Genomic DNA, 21,731 nt, shown 5'->3' with positions numbered 1-21,731 from the left:
CTAGCTTTTTCCTAAAACATACTCTATAGAGAGTGCCCGCTTGGGTGGGAGAAATTAAAAGACGAGGTGTAAAAAACGATGGCGAATGCATATAAGCAAGCAGGAGTAGATATTGAAGCTGGATATGAAGCGGTATCTCGCATGAAAAAACATGTACAAACAACAATGAGGAAAGAAGTACTAGGCGGTCTTGGCGGTTTTGGAGGTATGTTTGATCTATCAAAATTTGCATTAGAAGAACCTGTATTAGTATCTGGAACAGACGGTGTAGGTACAAAATTGATGCTCGCTTTCATGATGGATAAACATGACACAATTGGTATTGATGCAGTAGCAATGTGTGTAAATGATATTGTTGTCCAAGGAGCAGAGCCGCTTTTCTTCCTTGATTACATTGCTTGTGGTAAAGCAGAACCTAGTAAAATTGAAAACATCGTCAAAGGTATATCAGAGGGTTGTCGCCAAGCGGGTTGTGCGTTAATTGGCGGAGAAACAGCTGAGATGCCAGGTATGTATTCCACTGAAGAGTATGACTTAGCTGGTTTTACTGTTGGTATTGTTGATAAAAAGAAAATTGTAACAGGAAATTCTATTGAAGCAGGTCATGTATTAGTTGGCTTAGCATCTAGTGGTATTCATAGTAACGGGTATTCTTTAGTACGAAAAGTGTTGTTAGAAGATGGACAGTTATCTTTAGATCGTATACATGGTCGCTTAGAACTACCTCTTGGTGAAGAATTATTAAAACCAACGAAAATTTATGTCAAACCTATTTTAGAACTATTGAAGAAATATGAAGTGTATGGCATGGCACATATTACAGGTGGAGGATTTATTGAAAATATTCCACGTATGTTGCCGGAAGGAATCGGAGCAGAAATTGAACTAGGTTCTTGGCAAATTCAACCGATTTTCAGCTTACTTCAAGAGGTTGGAAAACTAGAAGAAAAAGAAATGTTCAATATTTTTAACATGGGTATTGGTATGGTAGTTGCGGTAAAAGAAGAAGATGCAGAAACTGTTGTCAAGCTTCTTGCAGAACAAGGAGAAAAAGCACATATTATTGGACGAACTATTAAGGGATCGGGTGTTACTTTTAATGGAGGCACAGGACTATGAGTAGATTGGCAGTCTTTGCCTCTGGAAGCGGATCTAACTTCCAAGCATTAATGAATGCAGTGGAAGAAAAAAGCTTACATGCTGAAATTAGTTTGCTCGTATGTGATCAACCTGAGGCGCGTGTTATTGGACGGGCACATTATCATCATGTTCCGTGCTTTGCTTTTTCGGCGAAAGCATATGAATCAAAAGAAGCATTTGAAAATGAGATATTAAAAAAATTGCGAGAATACGAGATTGATTATGTTATTTTAGCGGGATATATGCGTTTGATTGGTCCTACATTACTGGAAGCATACGGCGGGAAAATCATTAACATTCATCCGTCATTATTACCAAGTTTTCCTGGGAAAGATGCTGTCGGTCAAGCGTTAGAGGCAGGAGTGAAAGTAACAGGAGTGACGATTCACTACGTAGATGCTGGGATGGATACAGGACCTATTATTGCTCAAGAAGCAGTAAAAGTTTCCGAAGCGGATACAAGAGAGAGTTTACAAAAGAAAATTCAGCAAGTTGAACATAGATTGTACGTAGCTACGGTGAACGAAATCGTTCAATCTATGAAAGAGAAGGCCGTTAAATAACATTCAACTAGGGGTGAAGGATAAATGAAAAAGCGTGCATTAGTAAGTGTTTCAAATAAAACAGGTGTTGTAGAATTTGTTAAAGGGTTACTTGAACAAGGGATTGAAGTTATTTCAACAGGTGGAACGAAAAAATTATTAGAGGAAAACGGCTTACAAGTAATTGGGATTTCTGAAGTAACTGGCTTCCCGGAAATTATGGACGGGCGTGTGAAAACATTACATCCAAACATTCATGGTGGTTTACTTGCAGTACGTGATAATGAAACGCATGTGACGCAGATGAATGAATTAGGCATTCAGCCAATCGACTTTGTTGTTGTAAACTTATACCCATTTAAGGAAACAGTTGCTAAACCTGATGTGACATTTGCTGATGCAATTGAAAATATTGATATCGGTGGCCCAACAATGATTCGTTCAGCTGCGAAGAATCATAAATTTGTATCAGTAATCGTTGACCCAATAGATTATGATGTTGTACTAGCCGAGCTAAAAGAAAACGGCGAAGTTACAGACGAAACAAAACGTAAATTAGCAGCGAAAGTATTCCGTCATACAGCGGCATATGATGCATTAATTTCTAACTATTTAACGGAACAAATGGGAGAAGAAAGCCCAGAAACATTAACAGTAACATTCGAGAAAAAACAAGATTTACGTTACGGTGAAAACCCACATCAAAAAGCAACATTCTATAAAGCGCCATTTGCAGCAACTTCTTCTGTTGCATATGCAGAGCAGTTACATGGAAAAGAGCTATCTTACAACAATATCAATGACGCGGATGCAGCGCTTAGCATCGTGAAAGAATTTACAGAACCAGCAGTGGTAGCAGTAAAACATATGAACCCATGCGGAGTTGGTGTTGGTACTGATATTCATGAAGCATATACACGTGCTTACGAAGCGGATCCAGTATCCATTTTCGGAGGTATTATTGCAGCTAACCGTGAGATTGATAAAGTTACGGCTGAAAAATTACATGAAATTTTCTTAGAGATTGTTATCGCACCTTCTTTCTCACAAGAAGCTTTAGAAGTGTTGCAAAGTAAGAAAAACTTACGCCTTTTAACTGTAAATATTGAAAAAGCAGTAAGTGCAAGTAAAAAATTAACTTCTGTACAGGGTGGCCTTCTAGTTCAAGAAGAAGATACGTTAGCGCTAAATGAAGATGCAATTACAATTCCAACAAAACGTGAACCAACAGAGCAAGAATGGGCCGATTTAAAACTAGCTTGGAAAGTTGTCAAACATGTAAAATCAAATGCAATTGTTTTAGCAAAAGATAATATGACAATTGGAGTGGGAGCAGGACAAATGAACCGCGTTGGTTCAGCGAAAATTGCAATCTCGCAAGCTGGTGACAAAGCACAAGGTAGCGCCTTAGCATCTGATGCATTTTTCCCAATGTCAGATACAGTAGAAGAGGCTGCTAAAGCAGGTGTTACAGCAATCATTCAACCAGGCGGATCGATTCGTGATGAAGATTCTATTAAAAAAGCTGATGAATATGGTATTGCTATGGTGTTCACTGGCGTACGTCACTTCAAACATTAATAGAGGAAGTTTAAAAAGTCCGGTCAAGATAACCTTCGCATTTCTTCGTTGCTTTGCCAGTCCGGTACTCATGTAGTAAAAGCTACACTCCGTATCCTCCTGGCCGCAACGCCTTGAACTGCTCGGTTCTCTTGATCCTCCTTTTTAAATTTTTATTGTTAGAGGGGGTTCAAAAAGTCCGGTCAAGATAACCTTCTTTTTGAATATGAACGAATAGAAACAAAATAGGAGCACTGCTCCTATTTTGTACTTATTTGAATAATGGAGGATAACATATGAATGTTTTAGTAATCGGCCGTGGTGGGCGCGAACATGCTTTAGCTTGGAAGTTTGCACAGTCTGAGCAAGTTGAAAAGGTATATGTAGCACCGGGAAATGAAGGCATGAGAGATGTGGCAATGCCAGTTGATATTGATGAGAATGACTTTGACGCACTTGTTCTATTTGCGAAAGAAAATAATATAGGTTTAACGTTCGTTGGTCCAGAAATTCCTCTTATGAATGGAATTGTTGATCGTTTTGAAGCAGAGGGACTTCGCGTTTTTGGTCCGAATAAAGCAGCTGCTGTAATTGAAGGAAGCAAAGCTTTTACAAAAGAGCTTATGAAAAAGTATGATATTCCAACCGCAGCATATGAAACATTCACAAACTATGAGGAAGCGGTAGCATATATTCAAAAAGTTGGTGCACCTATTGTTATTAAAGCGGATGGTTTAGCAGCTGGTAAAGGTGTAACAGTAGCAATGACGTTAGAAGAGGCATTGCAAGCTGTAAAAGAAATGCTGCAGGATGTAAAATTCGGTGAAGCAAGTAAAAAGGTTGTTATTGAAGAGTTTTTAGATGGACAGGAATTCTCTTTAATGGCATTTGTAAATGGAACAACCGTTTATCCAATGGTAATTGCACAAGATCATAAGCGTGCTTTTGACGGTGATAAAGGACCGAATACAGGCGGAATGGGTGCATATTCTCCAGTACCGCAAATTCCCGAATCAGCAGTTAGCGAAGCAATTGAGACAATTTTACATCCAACTGCTAAAGCGATGATTCAAGAAGGACGTTCATTTACAGGTATTTTATACGCGGGGCTTATTTTAACAAACGAAGGACCAAAAGTAATTGAATTCAATGCTCGTTTTGGTGATCCAGAAACAGAGGTTGTATTACCACGTTTAGAGAGTGATTTAGTCGACGTATGTAATTACGTATTAGATGGGAAAGAGCTAACACTTAAATGGTCTGAGGAAGCAGTTATTGGTGTAGTACTTGCTTCAAAAGGATACCCAGAAGCATATGAAAAAGGTGCTGTGATTTCTGGATTAGATACATTAGAAGATGCAATTGTTTTTCATGCAGGCACAGCTATGAAACATGGAGATTTTGTAACAAACGGTGGTCGTGTTTTATTTGTAGCTTGTAAAGGCAAGGATTTACAAGAAGCGAAGGATAACGTTTATAAAGAAATTAAGAAAATTGAGAGTGACGGTTTATTTTATCGAAGTGATATCGGATATCGTGCGGTTGCAAAGGTAGATTGTTAAGAGCTAACATAAATTATGTTAGCTCTTTTGATTTTATTTTGTATTTTTGGAAAGGGAGGATTATATGTTTGCGATGGGAATTTTAATTATATATGTAATGATTTGTATCATACCTACAGCAGGAAAGACAATCCAAACTTTAAAAACTTTTACAGCTACTGAAAAAACGATAGGTTATTGGTTAAAACGGGGTATGACAGAAAAAGAAGCTATTCAACAGGTGAGAGACAATGTAACGGGTGTATGGAATTCAACTTTTGGAATGTGGGGGGCTACTAGAGATAGTACACCAAAGTAAAAGAAAGGAGTAAAATATGAAATTATCAAGAAACTATTTTCCAGAACAAGCAGCAAGAGAATATGGAAGTTTTTATATATGGATGCGCTTTATTATTCTAGTGGCCTGGGTCGGGGGACTATTAGTTTTAGGATATGGTCAATTTAATATTATGGGACCTATAGTTATAATATATTTTTTTCTTACTGGTATAATTGGAATTTATTTTGCAGCTTTTCACTGTATTCGTTATTTAAGAAACTATAGGAGACAACAATAGAGAAGGCGGCAGATAAAATGTTAAAACTGATAAATGAAAAATATATTATGACAAAGCAAATGCGATTAGATATTCAAGAATTTATGCCTCCAAAAACGGGGGAAACCTTTGTGAAAATTTATAAAATAGCATTTTTAGTTTTTTTAAATTTAGGGATTATGTGTCTTATAAATAAAATAATTGGGAAAGAACATCCTATTAATGACTTACTATTTAAGATAGAGATAATAATATGTTCAATAGGATTTATTTTTATCCTGTTTTATTGTATTCGATACAGTCAATATCATAAACAAAAAGAATAATAATATGTATTCTATAAGTATTCATTTGAAAGAAGGGAACTATAATGAGTGTGGAGACATGGTACCGATATACATTTCGGGAGAAACATTTTTCAATAGCTCTTCCCAATACATGGACATTAATGGAGACGGATCCTAAACATATAGAAAAGTTCACTTCAATATTTTTAGCTGAACAAGCCGGAGTGTTCCCACATATTGCTGAAAACTTGGAAGAGATCAAAAGGCAACTAGAATTTCTTCTTAAAAATCTAAAAGGAATAAAAGTGGAACTGTTTGCGTTACAAGGTCTTGTTGACGATGAGAATGTTATACACTTTGCAGATGTGACAGTTTCAAGGTTTCCTTATGCAAAAGAGTATTCTTCTATTCAAAATGTGGAAAAGCTATTAAAAGAAAAAGAGAAGAGTGAATTAGTATCGATCGAGGAGATTAAATCCCAGATTGGTAATGTCATACATATTCGTGAATTTACAACTGTTGAAATGGAAAATGAGGATATTAAAGCATGTACGAATCAATTTTTAATACCAGTATCTAAAGAGAATAATATATATAGTATTACGTTCTCTACATGGAATGTAGATGATGCAATGTTATTCGAACCTTCATTTTTTCAAATTGTAAATACGTTTAAACGAATGTCTCCCAAGAGAATAGGGCATTAGATGAAAAGCATCCTTTCTAAACAAAATAGAATTTAGAAAGGATGTTTTTTTAGGAGGAGAATATGAAATTATCAAGAAACTATTTTCCAGAACAAGCAGCAAAGGAATATGGAAGCTTTTATATATGGATGCGCTTTATTATTCTAGTGGCCTGGATTGGGGGACTATTAGTTTTAGGATATGGTCAATTTAATATTATGGGACCTATAGTTATAATATATTTTTTTCTTACTGGTATAATTGGGATTTATTTTGCAGCTTTTCACTGTATTCGTTATTTAAGAAACTATAAGAGACAAGAATAATTTATATTTTTGAAATAACATAACGTGTGCAAATTGCACACGTTATAAATTTTTGTTTTGGTATTGGTAGACAGTAATACTCCTACTTCAAACTTCGGTGTAAGTAAAGGGATTAGGAGGGAGATAAACTTAATATAAGGTTAATTTGCGAGAGTTGAAGAAAATCTTTCATCATTACAGTTTCACGTCATTATAAATCCCGAGTTTCTCCATTTTTCTATATAATGTGCGTACACTAATCCCCAAAGCAGCCGCAGCTTGTTTTTTTCCTTCATAATCATAACCATAGTCATGAAGTTTTTGAATAATGCTTTCTTTTTCAGCTTCTTGCAATGCACTGTGTTGCTTTGTGGATGAGCACAGCAACTCCGAATGATTTTGAAGAAATGCTGGTAGTGACGATTCGGTTAATTGGCCACTTTTCTCCATATTCATGCTATATTCTAAAACATTCTCTAATTCACGAATGTTCCCAGGCCAGTGATATTGTTTTAATCTTGCTAGAAACGCCTCTGTGTAACTTTGAATAAATTTTCCTGTTCTTGTCTGTAATTTTTCAATTAAGAAAGGGACGAGTTTCTTTAAGTCTTCTTTTCGCTCGCGAAGTGGTGGTAAATGAATTGGAATCACATTGAGCCTGTAGTAAAGATCTGAACGGAATTGTTTAGATTCGATTAATTTCTCTAATGGTTGATTTGATGCAGCGATAATTCGGACATTCACTTTTTGGGGAAGTGTTCCACCAATTCTTTGTACAACACCATCTTGTAGTACTTTTAATAACTTTGGTTGTAAATGGAGAGGAAGATCTGCAACTTCATCTAAAAATAACGTGCCTCGGTCGGCCATTTCAAAGTAACCGGGCTTTCCTTTCTTTCTCGCTCCTGTAAATGCACCTTCCTCATAGCCAAAGATCTCACTTTCAAATAAAGATTCAGGAATGCTAGCACAATTTATTTCAATGAAATCTCCCCTCTGGAATATGCTTTGTTCATGAATAAGCTTTGCCATCAAGCTTTTCCCCGTTCCCGTTTCTCCTGTAATAACGATGGATGAGGTACTACTTTTCATATTTTTTAAGATTTCTTTTATGTTTTGTAATGTATAACTGCTTCCAAGGATATATTCAGTTTGTTTTAATTTTGTCCCTATTTTGGAAGTAGAATAATTTGTTTCATGAATCATATCGGTAATAATCTCTTTTAACTTTTCCATCCAATAGATAAATTCTTTTTGCTGATCGAGTAATTTCTGTTGCTTATCTTTGGAAAAACTAACGAATGAAAGATAGCCATAGTGGCGTTCATTTTGAATCATATTTTGTATAATTTCTGCAGTGGATGGACAGCTCTTTTGAAAGTGGCAACCATGACACATATTCATATGCCCCGGCTTATGTACAAAGGTAATAGGATGCTCGTATAGTTTTTGGAAAAAGGGGAGGTATACGCGTTCTCCTTTTTTCTTTTTATATTCTTCCGTTGAAGAAACTAATAGCCCTTCATGGTTGAAATAGGCGATTTCTATTTGTAAGAGTTCGGAAAAGGCATGAATCATTTTTGTGATTGCTGTGATTGTATACAATTTTGAACCTCCTTTCTATTTATGTAATTATTATATGATAATTCAGAAAAATACAAAAGTGTCAAATGTTTGTCGAAAATGTCAAATGATCGTATCAAAGTTGCTTACTACAATAAGGGTTTTTCACGTAATAAAATTGGCATGTTTTTTGCTTAATAAAAAGCAGATGCAAATAAAGGAGGTTTTTTTATGGAAAGAGATTATTTTCAATTAAAGGATAAAGTGGCGGTTGTAACCGGAGCGGCATCAGGAATTGGGTATGCGACAGCAACCATCTTTGCTGAAGTAGGAGCTACCGTCATTCTTTTAGATATTGATGAGGAAAAAGGTATGCAGGCCACGCAGGGTTTACGAGACGAGGGGCAGAGGGCAGAGTTTTTGAAGTGCGATGTAACAAGTGAATTAGATTGTAAGAATGTGAGTGAACATATTAGGAAGGTATATGGAAGTGTAGATGTGCTGTTTAACAACGCCGGAGTTATTAGAAGAAAAACAGTTGTTGAATTAGAAGAAAGAGAGTGGGATTCAGTTATTAATGTGTCATTAAAAGGTGTATATCTTTTATCTAAATATATCATTCCAATTATGGCTGAAAAACAAGGGGGAAGTATTATTAACACTGGCTCTGGATGGGGACTAAAAGGGGGCGATAAGGCAGTTGCATATTGTGCTGCAAAAGCGGGGGTTGTGAACTTAACGAAGGCGATGGCAATTGATCATGGGTCGCAAAATATTCGAGTAAACTGCATATGTCCAGGTGATACAGATACGCAGTTACTACGCGACGAGGCGAAACAATTGAATGTAGAAGAAGGGTCGTTTCTGAAAGATTCAGCAATAAATCGGCCTCTATCAAGAATTGGTACACCACGGGATATCGCAAAAGGTGTTTTATTTTTAGCTAGCGACTTGTCATCTTGGGTGACAGGGACAGCACTTGTTGTCGATGGCGGAGGCTTAGCATAATTGAATGAAATTTAACAAGGGGGTATTAAGATGACGAAAAAGGTACATCCTTACATTCCAAATATGGTACCTGAAGTAAGAGAAGAGATGTTAAAAGAAATCGGCGCTGAAACCGTGATGGAACTATACGCCTGCATACCAGAGGAACTCAAGTTAAAAGAGGAAATGAATATACCGAAGGCGCTTACAGAATATGAACTGCGTCGCCATGTTGAAGGGATACTTTGTAAAAATACAAGTACAAGTGAATATGTAAATTTTTTAGGAGCAGGTTGTTGGCAACACTTTGTACCAGCTGTTTGCGATGAAGTGAATCAGCGATCAGAATTTTTAACGGCATATGCTGGGGAACCGTATGAAGATCATGGCAGGTTTCAAGCTTTATTTGAATACCAAAGCTTAGTAGCGGAACTTGTTGATATGGATGTTGTAAATGTGCCTACATTTGATTGGGGGCAAGCAGCAGCTACATCAATTCGGATGGCTGCCCGTATAACGAAAAGAAAAAAGGTATTAGTAGCACAAACCGTGTCACCTGAGAGAATGAAAATTATCCAAAATTATGGGTCCCCAGATCTTGAATTTGTTTCTGTTGGTTATGATGATGAGAATGGTCTTCTAGATTTAGAAGATTTAGAGAATAAAATAGCTGCTAATGTAGCCGCAATTTATTTTGAAAACCCTTCCTATTTAGGATTTATTGAATCGCAAGGGATGGAAATTGCGGAAATTGCAAAGCAACATGATGCGCTAGTAGTTGTTGGTGTTGATCCGATATCGCTTGGAGTGCTAGCACCACCAAGCCACTATCAAACAGATATTGTTTGTGGTGACTTACAGCCTCTTGGTATGCATATGAACTATAGCGGAGGGCAAGCTGGGTTTATTGCTACAAGAGATGAGGAAAAATTTGTGAATGAATACCCTTCACGTTTATTTGGAATTGTCCCAACAGTAAAAGAAGGAGAGTACGGATTTGGAGATGTAGCGTATGACCGAACATCTTTTGCCCTTCGTGAAAAAGGAAAAGAATCAGTTGGTACACAAACAGCGTTATGGGGCATTACAGCAGGAGTTTATTTATCGTTACTTGGACCAAATGGTATGTATGAATTAGGTCAAACGATTATGCAAAATAGTCAATATGCAGTAAAACAATTAAATCAAATCCCTGGAGTGAGAGGTTCAAGATTAAGTTCTCCATTTTTTAAAGAGTTTCTTGTTGATTTTAATGAGACCGGTTTATCAGTAGAAACTATAAATAAGAGATTGTTAGAAAAACAGATATTTGGAGGAAAGGATATTTCGAAAGAGTTTCCTAAATTTGGTCAATGTGCCTTGTATTGTGTTACAGAAGTTCATACGAAGGAAGACATTGATCGGTTAGCTGCCGCTCTGCAAGAAATTGTGACAAATTAAAAAAGACGAACGGAAAGGAGAATCGACTGATGAAGAAAATTAAAAGGAATAGTAAAGTCCGTGACTTTCATCAAGCAAAATGGAATGAACCAATTATTTTTGAACTTCACCAGCAAGGAGAAAGGGGCGTAGACGTTCCTGTAGCGGATGAAACAATTGTGAAAGAAGTTGGTGATGGAGTTTCAAAGATTCCTCATTCTATGTATAGAAAAGAAAGAGCGAGACTTCCGGAAATCGGTCAAGCACGTGTGTTAAGGCATTATGTGAGACTTTCACAAGAGACGTTAGGATCAGATTTTAATGTTGAAATTGGGCAAGGGACCTGTACGATGAAATATATTCCTAAAATTAATGAATTATTAGTACGGAATCCTAAAATAATGGAACTGCATCCTCTTCAAGATGAAAGTACGGTCCAAGGCATGCTAGAGATTATATACAAATTGGATCTTTGTATGAGAGAAATTTCTGGTATGGATCATTTTTCATTTCAACCGAGTGGTGGCACACAAGCCTTATTTGCTATGGCATCCATTGTAAGAAAATATCATGAATCTCGAGGGGAAGGGGAAAAGCGGAATGAAATTATTACAACCATTTTTTCTCATCCTTCACAAGCGGCTACAGCGGCTGTTAAAGGCTTTAAAATCATTACGCTTCATCCGGATAAAGATGGATTTCCTGACCTTGAAAAATTAAAAGCTGTTGTTTCAGAAAGAACAGCAGGATTTGTTGTAGCGAATCCTGAAGATACAGGGATTTTTAATTCGAAGATTAAAGAGTTTACGAGGGTTGTTCATGAAGCAGGTGGGATTTGCTATTACGACCAGGCAAATGCAAACGGCCTTCTTGGGATTACGCGGGCGAAAGAAGCAGGATTTGATATGTGTTTTTTTAATCTTCATAAAACATTTGCAGCTCCGCATATGTGTGGTGGACCAGCAACAGGTGCACTTGGTGTAAGTAAAGAGTTAAAAGAGTACTTACCAGGACCAATTGTCGAATGTGATGAGGAGAAATATTATTTAAATCATGAATTGAAACATTCGATTGGGAAAGTACGTGCTTTTCATGGTGTGGCACAAACGATTTTAAGGTCTTATGCATGGATTCGTGCTCTAGGACCAGAAGGGTTAAAAGAAGTGGCGACAACGGCTGTGTTAAACAATAATTATATGTATCATAAAGTACAAAAAATTCGTGGTGCAAGCGCTCCGTATGTGAAAGGGCAGCGGCTTGAACAAGTTCGTTATAGTTGGGAAGAGATGAACGATGAAACGGGTGTTACGACAGAAGATGTTCAAAGAAGGATGACGGATTTCGGTTTACACTACTGGACGAGTCACCATCCATATATCGTTCCTCAGCCGTTTACATTGGAGCCGACTGAGAGTTATTCTAAGGCAGATTTAGATGAGTATATTGCGGCACTTGAACAAATTTCGCAAGAGGCATATGAAAGTCCTGAAATTATTCGAAATGCCCCGCAAAATAGTACGATTCGCAAATTAGATGAACAGGATTTTCTAGATGATCCGAAAAAATGGTGTATTACATGGAGAGCTTATCAGAAGAAAGTACAGTTACCGGAGTTAATTTAAGGTAGAGGGCAATCAAGAGATTTCTTGATTTTCTTTTTTCTTTCATGTTAAAGGATGTAACAATGATTGCGCTTTGGAAAATTTAAACATTCTAAAAATTTGAGGGTATTTTATATTTTTAGTACATCCATTTTCCAAAATAACATATGGAAAATAGTACTGAAATTGAAATAACTAATGTGATCGCAGCGCTATATAAGTTCATTGATGAATGAAATTGTACAAGAGAATGCGAGAATCGAAAATATTCATAAGTAATGAAAAAAGACCGCTAAAACTTAGTGGTCTTTTTTCATTTAGGAATCTTGATCCTTTTTTAGTCTTCCCTTTTGTTTTGCCATTTCTCGAAGCAAATACTCGATGTGGGCGTTAACGCTGCGGAACTCATCATTCGCCCATTTTTCAATGATTGCGTGTAATTCAGGATCGATACGTAATGGGAAACTTTTCTTTTTAGCCATAATACCTACAACCTTTAATATAGACTTCCTGTATTAATAACTGGTTGTGCTCCTTTATCTGAAACGATAGCAACTAATAAGTTGTTAACCATGTTTGCCTTACGCTCATCATCTAAATCAAGTATGCCTTCTTCATCTAATTTTTGAATCGAGTCTTTCGCCATTTGAACGGCACCTTCAACAATTTCTTTACGTGCAGCCAATACAGCTTTCGCTTGCTGACGTTGAAGCATTGCATGAGCAATTTCTGTTGCGTAAGCTAAATGCGTTAGGCGAGTTTCTAATACTTCTACACCAGCAATTTCAAGACGCGCTTCTAACTCACGTTTTAATTCTTCAGAGATTTCTTCAGTGTTTCCGCGTAACGTAACGCAATTATCATCTTGGAAATTGTCATAAGGATATTTTGTTGCAACGTGGCGGATTGCCGTTTCACTTTGAATTTCTACAAATCGATCATAATGTTCAACACCAAACATTGCTTTTGCAGAATCAACAACTTTATATACAATAACAGCCGCAATTTCAATTGGATTTCCCTCAACATCATTTACTTTTAATTTCTTACTGTTAAAGTTTTCAACACGTAAAGAGACAGTTTGACGGAATGCGAATGGAATTGTTAAAAATAAACCATTTTGACGAATTGTTCCTAAATAATTACCGAAAAACGTAATTACTTTCGCTTGGTTTGGTTGAACAATTCCAATACCAGTTGCGAGAATCGCAGCTAAAAGAATAGTTAATGCTGCTACTATAAAAATTTCTTGCACAAGGCAGAATACACCGATAGTGGCTAAAATCAAAATCCCAATAATACCGAGAAAACCATTTACATAAAAAACTTGTTTTTCTTTCATATGATCGCCTCCTGATATAAAAATGATATCACTTTTATATCATTTTAAGCAAGGGGTTTATACCTAATTTTCTGAAAATATAACAAATAATTCCTGGTTACCTGTGTGATGGGTTTAAATATTACTTTTACTTGTTGGATATTTTTTTCTAAAGTAATATATAAGGGTTATTTCAAGTTTTAATAAACAGCAGGGGGCGTACTTATGAAAAAAATGTTCAAATCATTGACTTTTATCATGATGATAGGGGTATTAATGAGCATGCTTACGGGATGTTCAAACCCAGATGATACTGTACAAGAATTTTTGACAGCAGTAAAAGGCGGGGACTTTAAAAAGGCCACTACTTTTGTGTACGAAAGCAATGATGGATACGATTTTAACAATTTAAACAAAGAGCAAGACGGTATTGATGGGAAGCAGATATTTAGCGTAATCGCAAAGAACTATAAATTTGAAAAGCCAGAGCAAGTGTCCAAGAAAGATGATACAGCAAAGGTTAAGGTAAAGATTACTTCGGTTGATATGGCTGTTGCTACTACAAAGACAATCGGAGAGATTATGCCTATGGCTTTTGCAAGTGCGTTTAGTGAAAACAAAGAGCAATCTCAAAAGACAATGGAGAAAATGATGACGACAACCCTTGTGAAGAACTTGTCTGATAAAGATGCGGCAATGGCAATTCGTGAAGTTACGCTGAATTTAAAGAAAGATAAAGAAGGTAACTATAAAATTGTTTCTGATGAAAATTTACAAGAAGCATTGCTTGCAAATTCAAAATCAATAGATAAAATGTTTGGCAATAAATAATTGCGATACATAGCGTTACAAAGAGATCACTCAAAGGTTTTGCTGCCGGGTGATCTTTTTGTTTGCTGCGATAAAATGAAGAAGACTTAGCCGCCCACTGCAGCAGCTAAGTCCCTTTGAGAGCATCTTGCATCGTGACAAATGATTCAAAGCGGTTTTGCCAGGATTGCTTCCTCAATCGCTGACTCAATCTCTTTGTCAGAAGTATCATAACTTCCTTTTGACTTTTGTGTGTCATGGCTAGAAGTATGATTTACTTCTTCTTTAGCATTTCCCTTTTTATTAAAATCCATGCTAGGTATTTTAAAGGCACCCATGTTCATATATTTTCCAAATTTACATGCTTCCGTAATAGGACAGAAACGCAAGATTCCTTCTGCAATTTTCATTGCACTAAGCCATAGCAGAATCTTTGACCAAATGCACCATGGTTTGCGTGTAAGTTTAGCTGTGCTACAACTTAATACGACCAAACCGAGTGTAATACGAATTAGAGCATTCATTATGCCGATGTTTTGCCTTATCAAAGAAAACACTCCTTCTTCATTAGCTTAGAAATAGTAAACACTATTTCAATTGTTATTATTCCATGTAAGTTTCGCGATATGTAATCCAACATTTGACGGTAAAAAAGATGTTGGATAGGGCGTGTGTATAGGTGTCTTTTTTTGTTATAATGTAAGAATGCATAAAAGGAAGTTTAAAAAGTCCGGTCAAGATAACCTTCGCATTTCTTCGTTGCTGTGCCAGTGCGGTATTCATGTAGTAAAGGCTACACTGCGTGTCCTCCTGGCTACAGCGCCTCGAACTGCTCGGTTCTCTAGATCCTCCTTTTTAAACGTGTGTTATAAAGGAAGTTTAAAAAGTCCGGACAAGATAACAGTCTTTTTGAACAAGCGCATAAAGGTGATTAGATAAAAGAAAGGGTGTTTTCATGTACGATATTTCACAGTGGAAACATGTATTTAAGCTTGATCCGAATAAGGAATTAAGCGATGAACATTTAGAAATGATTTGTGAATCTGGAACAGACGCAGTCATTGTAGGCGGAAGTGATGGAGTAACAATTGATAACGTATTACACATGCTAGTAAGCATTCGTAGATATGCAGTTCCTTGTGTGTTAGAGGTTTCTGATCTTGAAGCTCTTACGCCAGGGTTTGATTTTTATTACATCCCAAGTGTTTTAAATAGCCGAAAAGTGGAATGGATAACGGGAATTCATCATGAGGCATTGAAAGAATTTGGGGACATTATGAACTGGGATGAAATTTTCATGGAAGGATATTGTGTTTTAAATGCAGAAGCAAAAGTAGCTCAGCTTACAGAGGCGAAATGTGATTTAACAGAAGATGACGTTATTGCATATGCACGTATGGCAGACAAGCTTCTGAATTTGCCGATTTTCTACTTGGAATATAGCGGTACTTACGGAGATGTTGAACTTGTTAAAAATGTAAAAGCAGAATTACAACAAGCAAGGTTGTATTACGGAGGCGGGATTTCAAGTGCGAAAGAGGCAAAAGAAATGGCGCAGTACGCTGATACAGTCGTTGTAGGAAATGTAATTTATGATGATATAAAAGCAGCGTTACAGACAGTAAAAGCTGTAAAAGGAGAGTAGGCGTAGGCACATATGAGTATAACTGATAAATTATTAAGTGGTTTAAACCCTGAGCAACAAAAAGCGGTGCAAACAACAAACGGTCCACTTCTATTAATGGCGGGTGCTGGTAGTGGTAAAACGCGTGTGCTAACACATCGCATCGCATACTTACTTGGTGAAAAAGGGGTAGCACCTTGGAATGTATTAGCAATTACCTTTACAAATAAAGCAGCTCGTGAAATGCGTGAGCGTATCGATACGCTTGTCGGTCCGGAAGCAGAGGATATTTGGATTTCTACGTTCCACTCGATGTGCGTGCGTATTTTACGACGTGATATCGACCGTATTGGGATTAACCGAAACTTTACGATCTTAGATGCAAGTGATCAACTTACTGTTGTGAAGAAAATCATGAAAGAGCGAAACGTTGATCCTAAAAAATTCGATCCGCGTTCTATTTTATCTGGCATTAGCAATGCAAAGAATGAATTGTTATCTGCTGATAAATATGCAAAGCAAATTTCAATTGCTGATCCATTTGAGAAATTAATAAGTGATGTGTATATAGAATATCAAAAACGTCTTCTGAAAAATAACTCATTAGATTTTGATGATTTAATTATGACGACGATTCAATTATTTGAACGTGTTCCAGAAGTATTGGAATTTTATCAACGCAAATTCCAGTATATTCATGTTGATGAGTATCAGGATACGAACAGAGCACAATACATTCTTGTAAATAAATTAGCTGCTCGCTTTAAAAATCTTTGTGTTGTTGGTGATTCTGATCAGTCCATTTATCGTTGGCGCGGTGCGGATATTTCCAACATTTTATCGTTTGAAAAAGACTATGAGAATGCACAGGTTATCTTGTTAGAGCAAAACTACCGCTCATCACAAAATATTTTAAATGCAGCTAACGCTGTAATTGAAAATAATTCAAATCGTAAACCGAAAAAATTATGGACGGATAATCAAGTTGGAAGTAAGATTTCGTATTATCGTGCTGCAACAGAAAAGGATGAAGCATATTTTGTTGCGAAAAAAATTCGCGATGAAATTCAAATGGGGAATCGAAAATATACAGACTTTGCGGTTCTATATCGTACTAATGCGCAGTCTCGTATGGTTGAGGAGATTTTCTTAAAGTCCAATATTCCGTATAAAATTGTCGGCGGTATCAAGTTCTATGACCGTAAAGAGATTAAAGATATTTTGGCTTACTTACGTTTAATCGCAAATCCGGATGATGAGATTAGCTTTGCACGTATTATTAACGTGCCGAAGCGCGGAATCGGTGCCACGTCTATCGATAAAATTATTAACTACGGCGTACAAAATGGTATTTCATTAACTGCTGTAATGGATGAAATTGAGCATGTTGGAGTAAGTGCAAAAATCACAAAAGCAGTAAAAGAATTTGCAAGTCAATTACACAATTGGGTAAATATGCAGGAATATTTATCTGTTACAGAACTGGTAGAGGAAGTTATTGAGAAAACAGGTTACCGCGATATGCTAAAGAATGAACGTACTTTAGAAGCGGAAGGAAGACTTGAAAACTTAGATGAGTTTTTATCTGTTACCCAAACATTTGAGTCACAAAGTGAAGATAAGAGTCTTGTCGCTTTCTTAACAGATTTGGCTCTTGTTGCAGATATAGATCGTGTGGATGAGGATCCAACTGCAGGTGAAGAAGTTATTTTAATGACGATGCACTCGGCAAAAGGGCTAGAGTTCCCGGTTGTCTTTATTATTGGCTTAGAGGAAGGAGTCTTCCCACATACTCGTTCTCTTATGGAAGAAGATGAGATGCAAGAAGAACGCCGTTTAGCTTATGTAGGTATCACTCGTGCGGAAGAAGAGTTATATTTATCAAATGCTCAAATGCGTACTTTATTTGGTAGAACAAATATGAATGCAGCATCTCGATTTATTTCAGAAGTTCCGGCGCATTTACTTGAACCATTAAATGAAACAACGCCAAAGCGCGAGACATTTAGTGCGAAAGGAAGAACAGCTGGGGCTGGGGCAACGACGACACGTTCTCGCTCTGCATTTGTGCGACCGGCAGTGAAAACAACAGGAGGAGAGCAAATTGGCTGGGCTGTAGGTGATAAAGCGTCCCATCAAAAATGGGGAGTTGGTACAGTTGTAAGTGTGAAAGGTGAAGGAGATGCAAAAGAATTAGATATTGCATTCCCAAGTCCGATTGGTATTAAACGTTTATTAGCGAAATTTGCACCTGTAACGAAACAATAGAAAGGAGTAAGGATATGTCAAAAGAAGAGACAAAGCAGCGTATAGAAGAACTTCGTGATATGCTCAATGCATTCAACTATCAATATCACGTACTAGACAATCCTTCTGTTTCTGATGCGGAATACGACCGTGATATGCAGGAGCTTATAAAATTAGAAGCAGAGAACCCAGAATTTTTAACGGAAGACTCCCCAACTGTTCGAGTTGGAGGAGCAGTGCTTGATATATTTGAAAAAGTCACGCATAAATCACCGATGTTAAGTTTAGGAAATGCCTTTAATGAAGGAGATTTACGCGATTTTGATCGCAGAGTACGTCAAGGAATTGATGATTCAAATGTAAGATATATATGTGAACTAAAAATTGACGGTCTTGCTGTTTCCCTTCATTATGAAAAAGGACGCTTCGTTCAAGGAGCAACACGTGGTGATGGCGTAACTGGTGAGGATATTACGCAAAATTTAAAAACAATTAAAGCAATTCCTCTTCGTTTGAAAGAAGAAGTAACATTGGAAGCTCGCGGCGAGGCATATATGCCAAAGCGTTCATTTGTGAAATTAAATGAAGAGAAAGAGCAAAATGGTGAAGCTGTTTTTGCAAATCCACGTAACGCAGCAGCGGGATCACTACGTCAACTTGATCCGAAAGTAGCCGCGAAGCGCAAGCTATCTATGTTTGTGTACGGTCTTGCTGATGTGGAAGAAAAAATGATTGCATCACATAGCGAGTCATTGAACTTCTTAGGTGAACTTGGATTTAAAACAAATCCAAATCGTCGCACGTGTGAAACAATTGAAGACGTAATCGCTTATGTAGAAGAATGGCAGGAAAAGCGCCCAAATCTTGATTATGAGATTGATGGAATTGTAATTAAAGTAGATGATGTAGCTTTGCAAGAAAGCTTAGGAACAACAGCAAAGAGTCCACGCTGGGCAATTGCTTATAAGTTTCCGGCAGAAGAAGTTGTAACGAGATTAACAGGTATTGAACTAAGTGTAGGACGTACTGGTGTTGTGACACCAACTGCAGAACTAGAGCCGGTTCGAGTCGCTGGAACAATTGTCCGCCGCGCATCTCTACATAACGAGGATTTAATTCGTGAAAAAGATATTCGAATTGGCGACTACGTTGTTGTGAAAAAAGCGGGAGACATTATTCCAGAAGTAGTTAACGTTATTTTTGATAAACGTACTGGTGAGGAAGATGAGTACCATATGCCAACGCATTGTCCAGATTGTGACAGTGAACTTGTTCGTTTAGAAGAAGAGGTAGCGCTACGTTGTATTAACCCAGCCTGCCCAGCACAAATTCGTGAAGGGCTGATTCATTTTGTTTCAAGAAATGCAATGAATATTGATGGACTTGGAGAGCGTGTTATTACACAGCTTTTTGAAGCAGATTATATTCGGACATTTGCAGATTTGTATCCATTAACGAAAGAGCAATTGTTACAACTAGAGCGTTTTGGTGAGAAATCGGCATCTAAATTAGTACAAGCAATTGAAGCGTCTAAGGAAAATTCTTTGGAGCGTCTATTATTTGGACTTGGTATTCGTCATGTCGGTGCAAAAGCAGCTCGCACGTTAGCTGAGCATTTTGAAACGATGGACCACCTTGTGAAAGCAACTGAAGAAGAGTTAAAAGAGATTAATGAAATTGGCGAGAAAATGGCTCAATCAATCGTAACGTACTTTGATAATGAAGACGTGTTAGAGTTATTACAACAATTTAAAGAGTACGGTGTTAACATGGCCTACAAAGGCATAAAACGTGCTGATTTACAAAATATTGCGTCTTACTTCGCTGGAAAAACAATTGTCCTAACAGGAAAACTAGAAGTCATGGGGCGCACTGAAGCGAAGAAAAAGATTGAAGAGCTAGGTGGAAAAGTAACAGGTAGTGTAAGTAAGAGTACTGATTTAGTCGTTGCTGGTGAAGCGGCAGGATCAAAATTAGCACAAGCAGAGAAACATAATATTGAGGTTTGGAATGAAGAGAGGTTCTTACAAGAGCTAAATAAGTAAGAGGTGCAAACTTACCATGAAAAAAATAGCATTAGCGGTATTAAGCCTAAGTCTACTTCTAAGTGGATGTAGTACAGGTATAAAAAAAGAAGAAAAAGTTGTTGACAAATCGGGTAAATCAAAAGAACAAGCGATTGTTCCGAAATATTCTATTTCTGAGGATTATTACAAAACAACGGTGCCATTTGATCCAGGTTCTGCACGTGGCTTAGTTGTCCAAGGATTAAATAGCCGTCTGGATATAGATGAATTTGAAACAGGACTAATGCGTATTGCGAAAGAATCGTTTAGTACGAAAGATTATTTATTCCAGGGTGGTAAATTTTTAGAAAAAGAAATGGTTCAAATGCTTGTGAAAAGAAAGCGTACAGATGCTGAGCAAAAGGAACTAGAAGAGAAACTTGGCAAAAAAGAAGCAGATAAGCTTCCGAACATTGGATTGAACCCTGCTTTAGATCCAGGATCTGAATCATTGGAGGTACGCAATAGGAAAAAGCCAATTTATCTTTCGAATATTTTAGAACATGATTATTATGCGAGAAAAGGCGATCAAGTTGAATTAGGCGGAATTGTTATTGGTCTCGCGATGAATTCCGTTCATTATTACAATGAAGAACACGGGTACCCACGTGAAGCTGAAATTAAGGAAGAAGAGATGCTAGCAGAGGGTAAACGCATGGCGCAAGAAATTTTATCTCAGTTACAACAGAAAAAGCCAGATGTGAAAAATGTCCCGATTACGTTTGCGATTTATCGTCAAGGAGCGAAATCAACACTTGTGCCAGGGAAATTTGTATCTTACGCTCAAGTCGATAAAGGTAGTGATAAAGTAGGAGATTGGAAAGCAATTAATGAAAAGTATTACTTGTTCCCTTCTGAATCAGCTAAGACGGATGTGCGTGAAGATTATACAACTGTAGAAAACTTTAAAGCAAAGCTGAGTGAGTATTTCAAAGGCGATTACACAGCTGTTGTAGGTACAGGATTTTATAAAGATGATCAATTAAAAGAAATGAAGATTGAAATTCCTGTTCAATTTAACGGAAAAGCAGAAGTGATTGGATTTACGCAATATGTGGCGGGACTTGTTATGCAATACTTCCCGAATTATGTGAAAGTACAGGTGACAATTAAATCTGTTGAACGTCCTGAAGCTATTATTATTCGTGATGCGAAGCAGGATGAACCATTTGTGAAAATTTTAGATTAAGAAAAAAGCTGTTCCTTTCTGAACTGCACCCCAATTGTTAGACATAGTCTAACAATTGGAGGTGCAGTTTTTTTATGACAAAATTTACGAAGGATTCAAGGTTAAAGCTCGTTCAAGGATTTAATCCAAAAACAATTTCTCAAGCAGAATATGCAAAACAGATGCATATTACAAAGGCGCAATTTCAATACTGGTTGCGCTTATACGAACTCCATGGAGAAGAAGGTTTACACGAGGTCTATACAAATTACACCGTAGAGTTTAAACTAAACGTACTAAATTTTAT

Annotated in this window: 22 protein-coding genes; 18 read left to right on the top strand and 4 right to left on the bottom strand. The window is 37.1% G+C overall.

Annotated elements, in window-relative coordinates:
- Nucleotides 1–78 precede the first annotated feature (78 nt).
- The 9 genes from purM to M014_RS0120105 all read left to right on the top strand — a co-directional run bounded on the left by purM (nucleotide 79) and on the right by M014_RS0120105 (nucleotide 6,639).
- Nucleotides 79–1,119, top strand: a complete 1,041-nt coding sequence (gene purM / locus M014_RS0120145; RefSeq protein ID WP_026593302.1) for a phosphoribosylformylglycinamidine cyclo-ligase — start codon at nucleotides 79–81, stop codon at nucleotides 1,117–1,119.
- Nucleotides 1,116–1,703 (top strand): phosphoribosylglycinamide formyltransferase, encoded by a 588-nt coding sequence (gene purN / locus M014_RS0120140; RefSeq protein WP_026593301.1) that lies wholly within the window; start codon nucleotides 1,116–1,118, stop codon nucleotides 1,701–1,703. The genes purM and purN overlap by 4 nt, the downstream gene beginning before the upstream one ends.
- A gap of 24 nt (nucleotides 1,704–1,727) precedes the next feature.
- Nucleotides 1,728–3,263, top strand: coding sequence for a bifunctional phosphoribosylaminoimidazolecarboxamide formyltransferase/IMP cyclohydrolase (gene purH, locus M014_RS0120135; RefSeq protein ID WP_026593300.1), 1,536 nt, complete (start codon nucleotides 1,728–1,730; stop codon nucleotides 3,261–3,263).
- Between the two features lie 275 nt (nucleotides 3,264–3,538).
- Nucleotides 3,539–4,804: a phosphoribosylamine--glycine ligase gene (gene purD, locus M014_RS0120130; RefSeq protein WP_026593299.1), complete on the top strand. Its 1,266-nt coding sequence runs from the start codon at nucleotides 3,539–3,541 to the stop codon at nucleotides 4,802–4,804.
- A gap of 64 nt (nucleotides 4,805–4,868) precedes the next feature.
- Complete coding sequence (locus M014_RS0120125) at nucleotides 4,869–5,102, top strand: hypothetical protein (RefSeq protein WP_026593298.1); 234 nt, start codon at nucleotides 4,869–4,871, stop codon at nucleotides 5,100–5,102.
- A 16-nt stretch (nucleotides 5,103–5,118) separates the two neighbouring features.
- A complete protein-coding gene (locus M014_RS0120120; protein WP_026593297.1) occupies nucleotides 5,119–5,361 on the top strand; it encodes a hypothetical protein in 243 nt (80 codons plus the stop codon).
- Nucleotides 5,362–5,378: 17 nt separating this feature from the next.
- Complete coding sequence (locus M014_RS0120115) at nucleotides 5,379–5,666, top strand: hypothetical protein (protein WP_026593296.1); 288 nt, start codon at nucleotides 5,379–5,381, stop codon at nucleotides 5,664–5,666.
- A gap of 44 nt (nucleotides 5,667–5,710) precedes the next feature.
- Nucleotides 5,711–6,334, top strand: coding sequence for a hypothetical protein (locus M014_RS0120110; RefSeq protein ID WP_026593295.1), 624 nt, complete (start codon nucleotides 5,711–5,713; stop codon nucleotides 6,332–6,334).
- A 62-nt stretch (nucleotides 6,335–6,396) separates the two neighbouring features.
- Nucleotides 6,397–6,639: a hypothetical protein gene (locus tag M014_RS0120105; RefSeq protein ID WP_026593294.1), complete on the top strand. Its 243-nt coding sequence runs from the start codon at nucleotides 6,397–6,399 to the stop codon at nucleotides 6,637–6,639.
- Between the two features lie 174 nt (nucleotides 6,640–6,813).
- Here M014_RS0120105 and M014_RS0120100 read toward each other — a convergent pair whose 3' ends face one another.
- Entirely contained in the window at nucleotides 6,814–8,223 is a 1,410-nt protein-coding gene (locus M014_RS0120100; RefSeq protein ID WP_026593293.1) for a sigma-54 interaction domain-containing protein, read from the bottom strand.
- 189 nt (nucleotides 8,224–8,412) lie between these two features.
- Here M014_RS0120100 and M014_RS0120095 point away from each other — a divergent pair, with 189 nt between their 5' ends.
- Genes M014_RS0120095 through gcvPB form a run of 3 tightly spaced genes read left to right on the top strand, consistent with a single transcriptional unit; the run spans nucleotide 8,413 to nucleotide 12,209 of the window.
- Nucleotides 8,413–9,189 (top strand): SDR family NAD(P)-dependent oxidoreductase, encoded by a 777-nt coding sequence (locus tag M014_RS0120095; protein ID WP_026593292.1) that lies wholly within the window; start codon nucleotides 8,413–8,415, stop codon nucleotides 9,187–9,189.
- A gap of 30 nt (nucleotides 9,190–9,219) precedes the next feature.
- Nucleotides 9,220–10,608 carry an aminomethyl-transferring glycine dehydrogenase subunit GcvPA gene (gene gcvPA / locus M014_RS0120090; protein WP_026593291.1) on the top strand — a complete coding sequence of 463 codons (1,389 nt, stop codon included), beginning with the start codon at nucleotides 9,220–9,222 and terminating at the stop codon, nucleotides 10,606–10,608.
- Nucleotides 10,609–10,637: 29 nt separating this feature from the next.
- Complete coding sequence (gene gcvPB, locus M014_RS0120085; protein ID WP_026593290.1) at nucleotides 10,638–12,209, top strand: aminomethyl-transferring glycine dehydrogenase subunit GcvPB; 1,572 nt, start codon at nucleotides 10,638–10,640, stop codon at nucleotides 12,207–12,209.
- Nucleotides 12,210–12,505: 296 nt separating this feature from the next.
- Here gcvPB and M014_RS28750 read toward each other — a convergent pair whose 3' ends face one another.
- Nucleotides 12,506–12,670 (bottom strand): toxin-antitoxin system HicB family antitoxin, encoded by a 165-nt coding sequence (locus M014_RS28750; protein WP_035415543.1) that lies wholly within the window; start codon nucleotides 12,668–12,670, stop codon nucleotides 12,506–12,508.
- A gap of 14 nt (nucleotides 12,671–12,684) precedes the next feature.
- Complete coding sequence (locus tag M014_RS0120075; RefSeq protein ID WP_026593289.1) at nucleotides 12,685–13,530, bottom strand: SPFH domain-containing protein; 846 nt, start codon at nucleotides 13,528–13,530, stop codon at nucleotides 12,685–12,687.
- A gap of 204 nt (nucleotides 13,531–13,734) precedes the next feature.
- Here M014_RS0120075 and M014_RS0120070 point away from each other — a divergent pair, with 204 nt between their 5' ends.
- Nucleotides 13,735–14,340, top strand: coding sequence for a hypothetical protein (locus M014_RS0120070; protein ID WP_026593288.1), 606 nt, complete (start codon nucleotides 13,735–13,737; stop codon nucleotides 14,338–14,340).
- A 146-nt stretch (nucleotides 14,341–14,486) separates the two neighbouring features.
- Here M014_RS0120070 and M014_RS0120065 read toward each other — a convergent pair whose 3' ends face one another.
- The gene (locus tag M014_RS0120065) at nucleotides 14,487–14,864 is read right to left on the bottom strand and encodes a YgaP family membrane protein (protein ID WP_026593287.1); all 378 of its coding nucleotides are present in this window, start codon (nucleotides 14,862–14,864) and stop codon (nucleotides 14,487–14,489) included.
- A gap of 410 nt (nucleotides 14,865–15,274) precedes the next feature.
- On the opposite strand from M014_RS0120065, the gene M014_RS0120060 reads away from it, so the two are divergent.
- The 5 genes from M014_RS0120060 to M014_RS0120040 form a co-directional block, all read left to right on the top strand.
- Nucleotides 15,275–15,964: a heptaprenylglyceryl phosphate synthase gene (locus tag M014_RS0120060; RefSeq protein WP_026593286.1), complete on the top strand. Its 690-nt coding sequence runs from the start codon at nucleotides 15,275–15,277 to the stop codon at nucleotides 15,962–15,964.
- A 12-nt stretch (nucleotides 15,965–15,976) separates the two neighbouring features.
- A complete protein-coding gene (gene pcrA, locus M014_RS0120055) occupies nucleotides 15,977–18,211 on the top strand; it encodes a DNA helicase PcrA (RefSeq protein ID WP_026593285.1) in 2,235 nt (744 codons plus the stop codon).
- A gap of 14 nt (nucleotides 18,212–18,225) precedes the next feature.
- Complete coding sequence (gene ligA, locus M014_RS0120050; RefSeq protein ID WP_026593284.1) at nucleotides 18,226–20,235, top strand: NAD-dependent DNA ligase LigA; 2,010 nt, start codon at nucleotides 18,226–18,228, stop codon at nucleotides 20,233–20,235.
- A gap of 16 nt (nucleotides 20,236–20,251) precedes the next feature.
- Nucleotides 20,252–21,445: a CamS family sex pheromone protein gene (locus M014_RS0120045; protein ID WP_026593283.1), complete on the top strand. Its 1,194-nt coding sequence runs from the start codon at nucleotides 20,252–20,254 to the stop codon at nucleotides 21,443–21,445.
- Nucleotides 21,446–21,519: 74 nt separating this feature from the next.
- A partial coding sequence (locus M014_RS0120040; protein WP_026593282.1) for a helix-turn-helix domain-containing protein occupies nucleotides 21,520–21,731 on the top strand: 212 nt, incomplete at its 3' end.

This window comes from Bacillus sp. UNC437CL72CviS29, from assembly GCF_000482345.1.
GTDB classification, from domain to species: Bacteria; Bacillota; Bacilli; order Bacillales; family Bacillaceae_G; genus Bacillus_A; species Bacillus_A arachidis.
The sequence above is the reverse complement of the archived record's forward strand: the minus strand, read 5'-3'. Positions and strand labels throughout refer to the sequence as shown.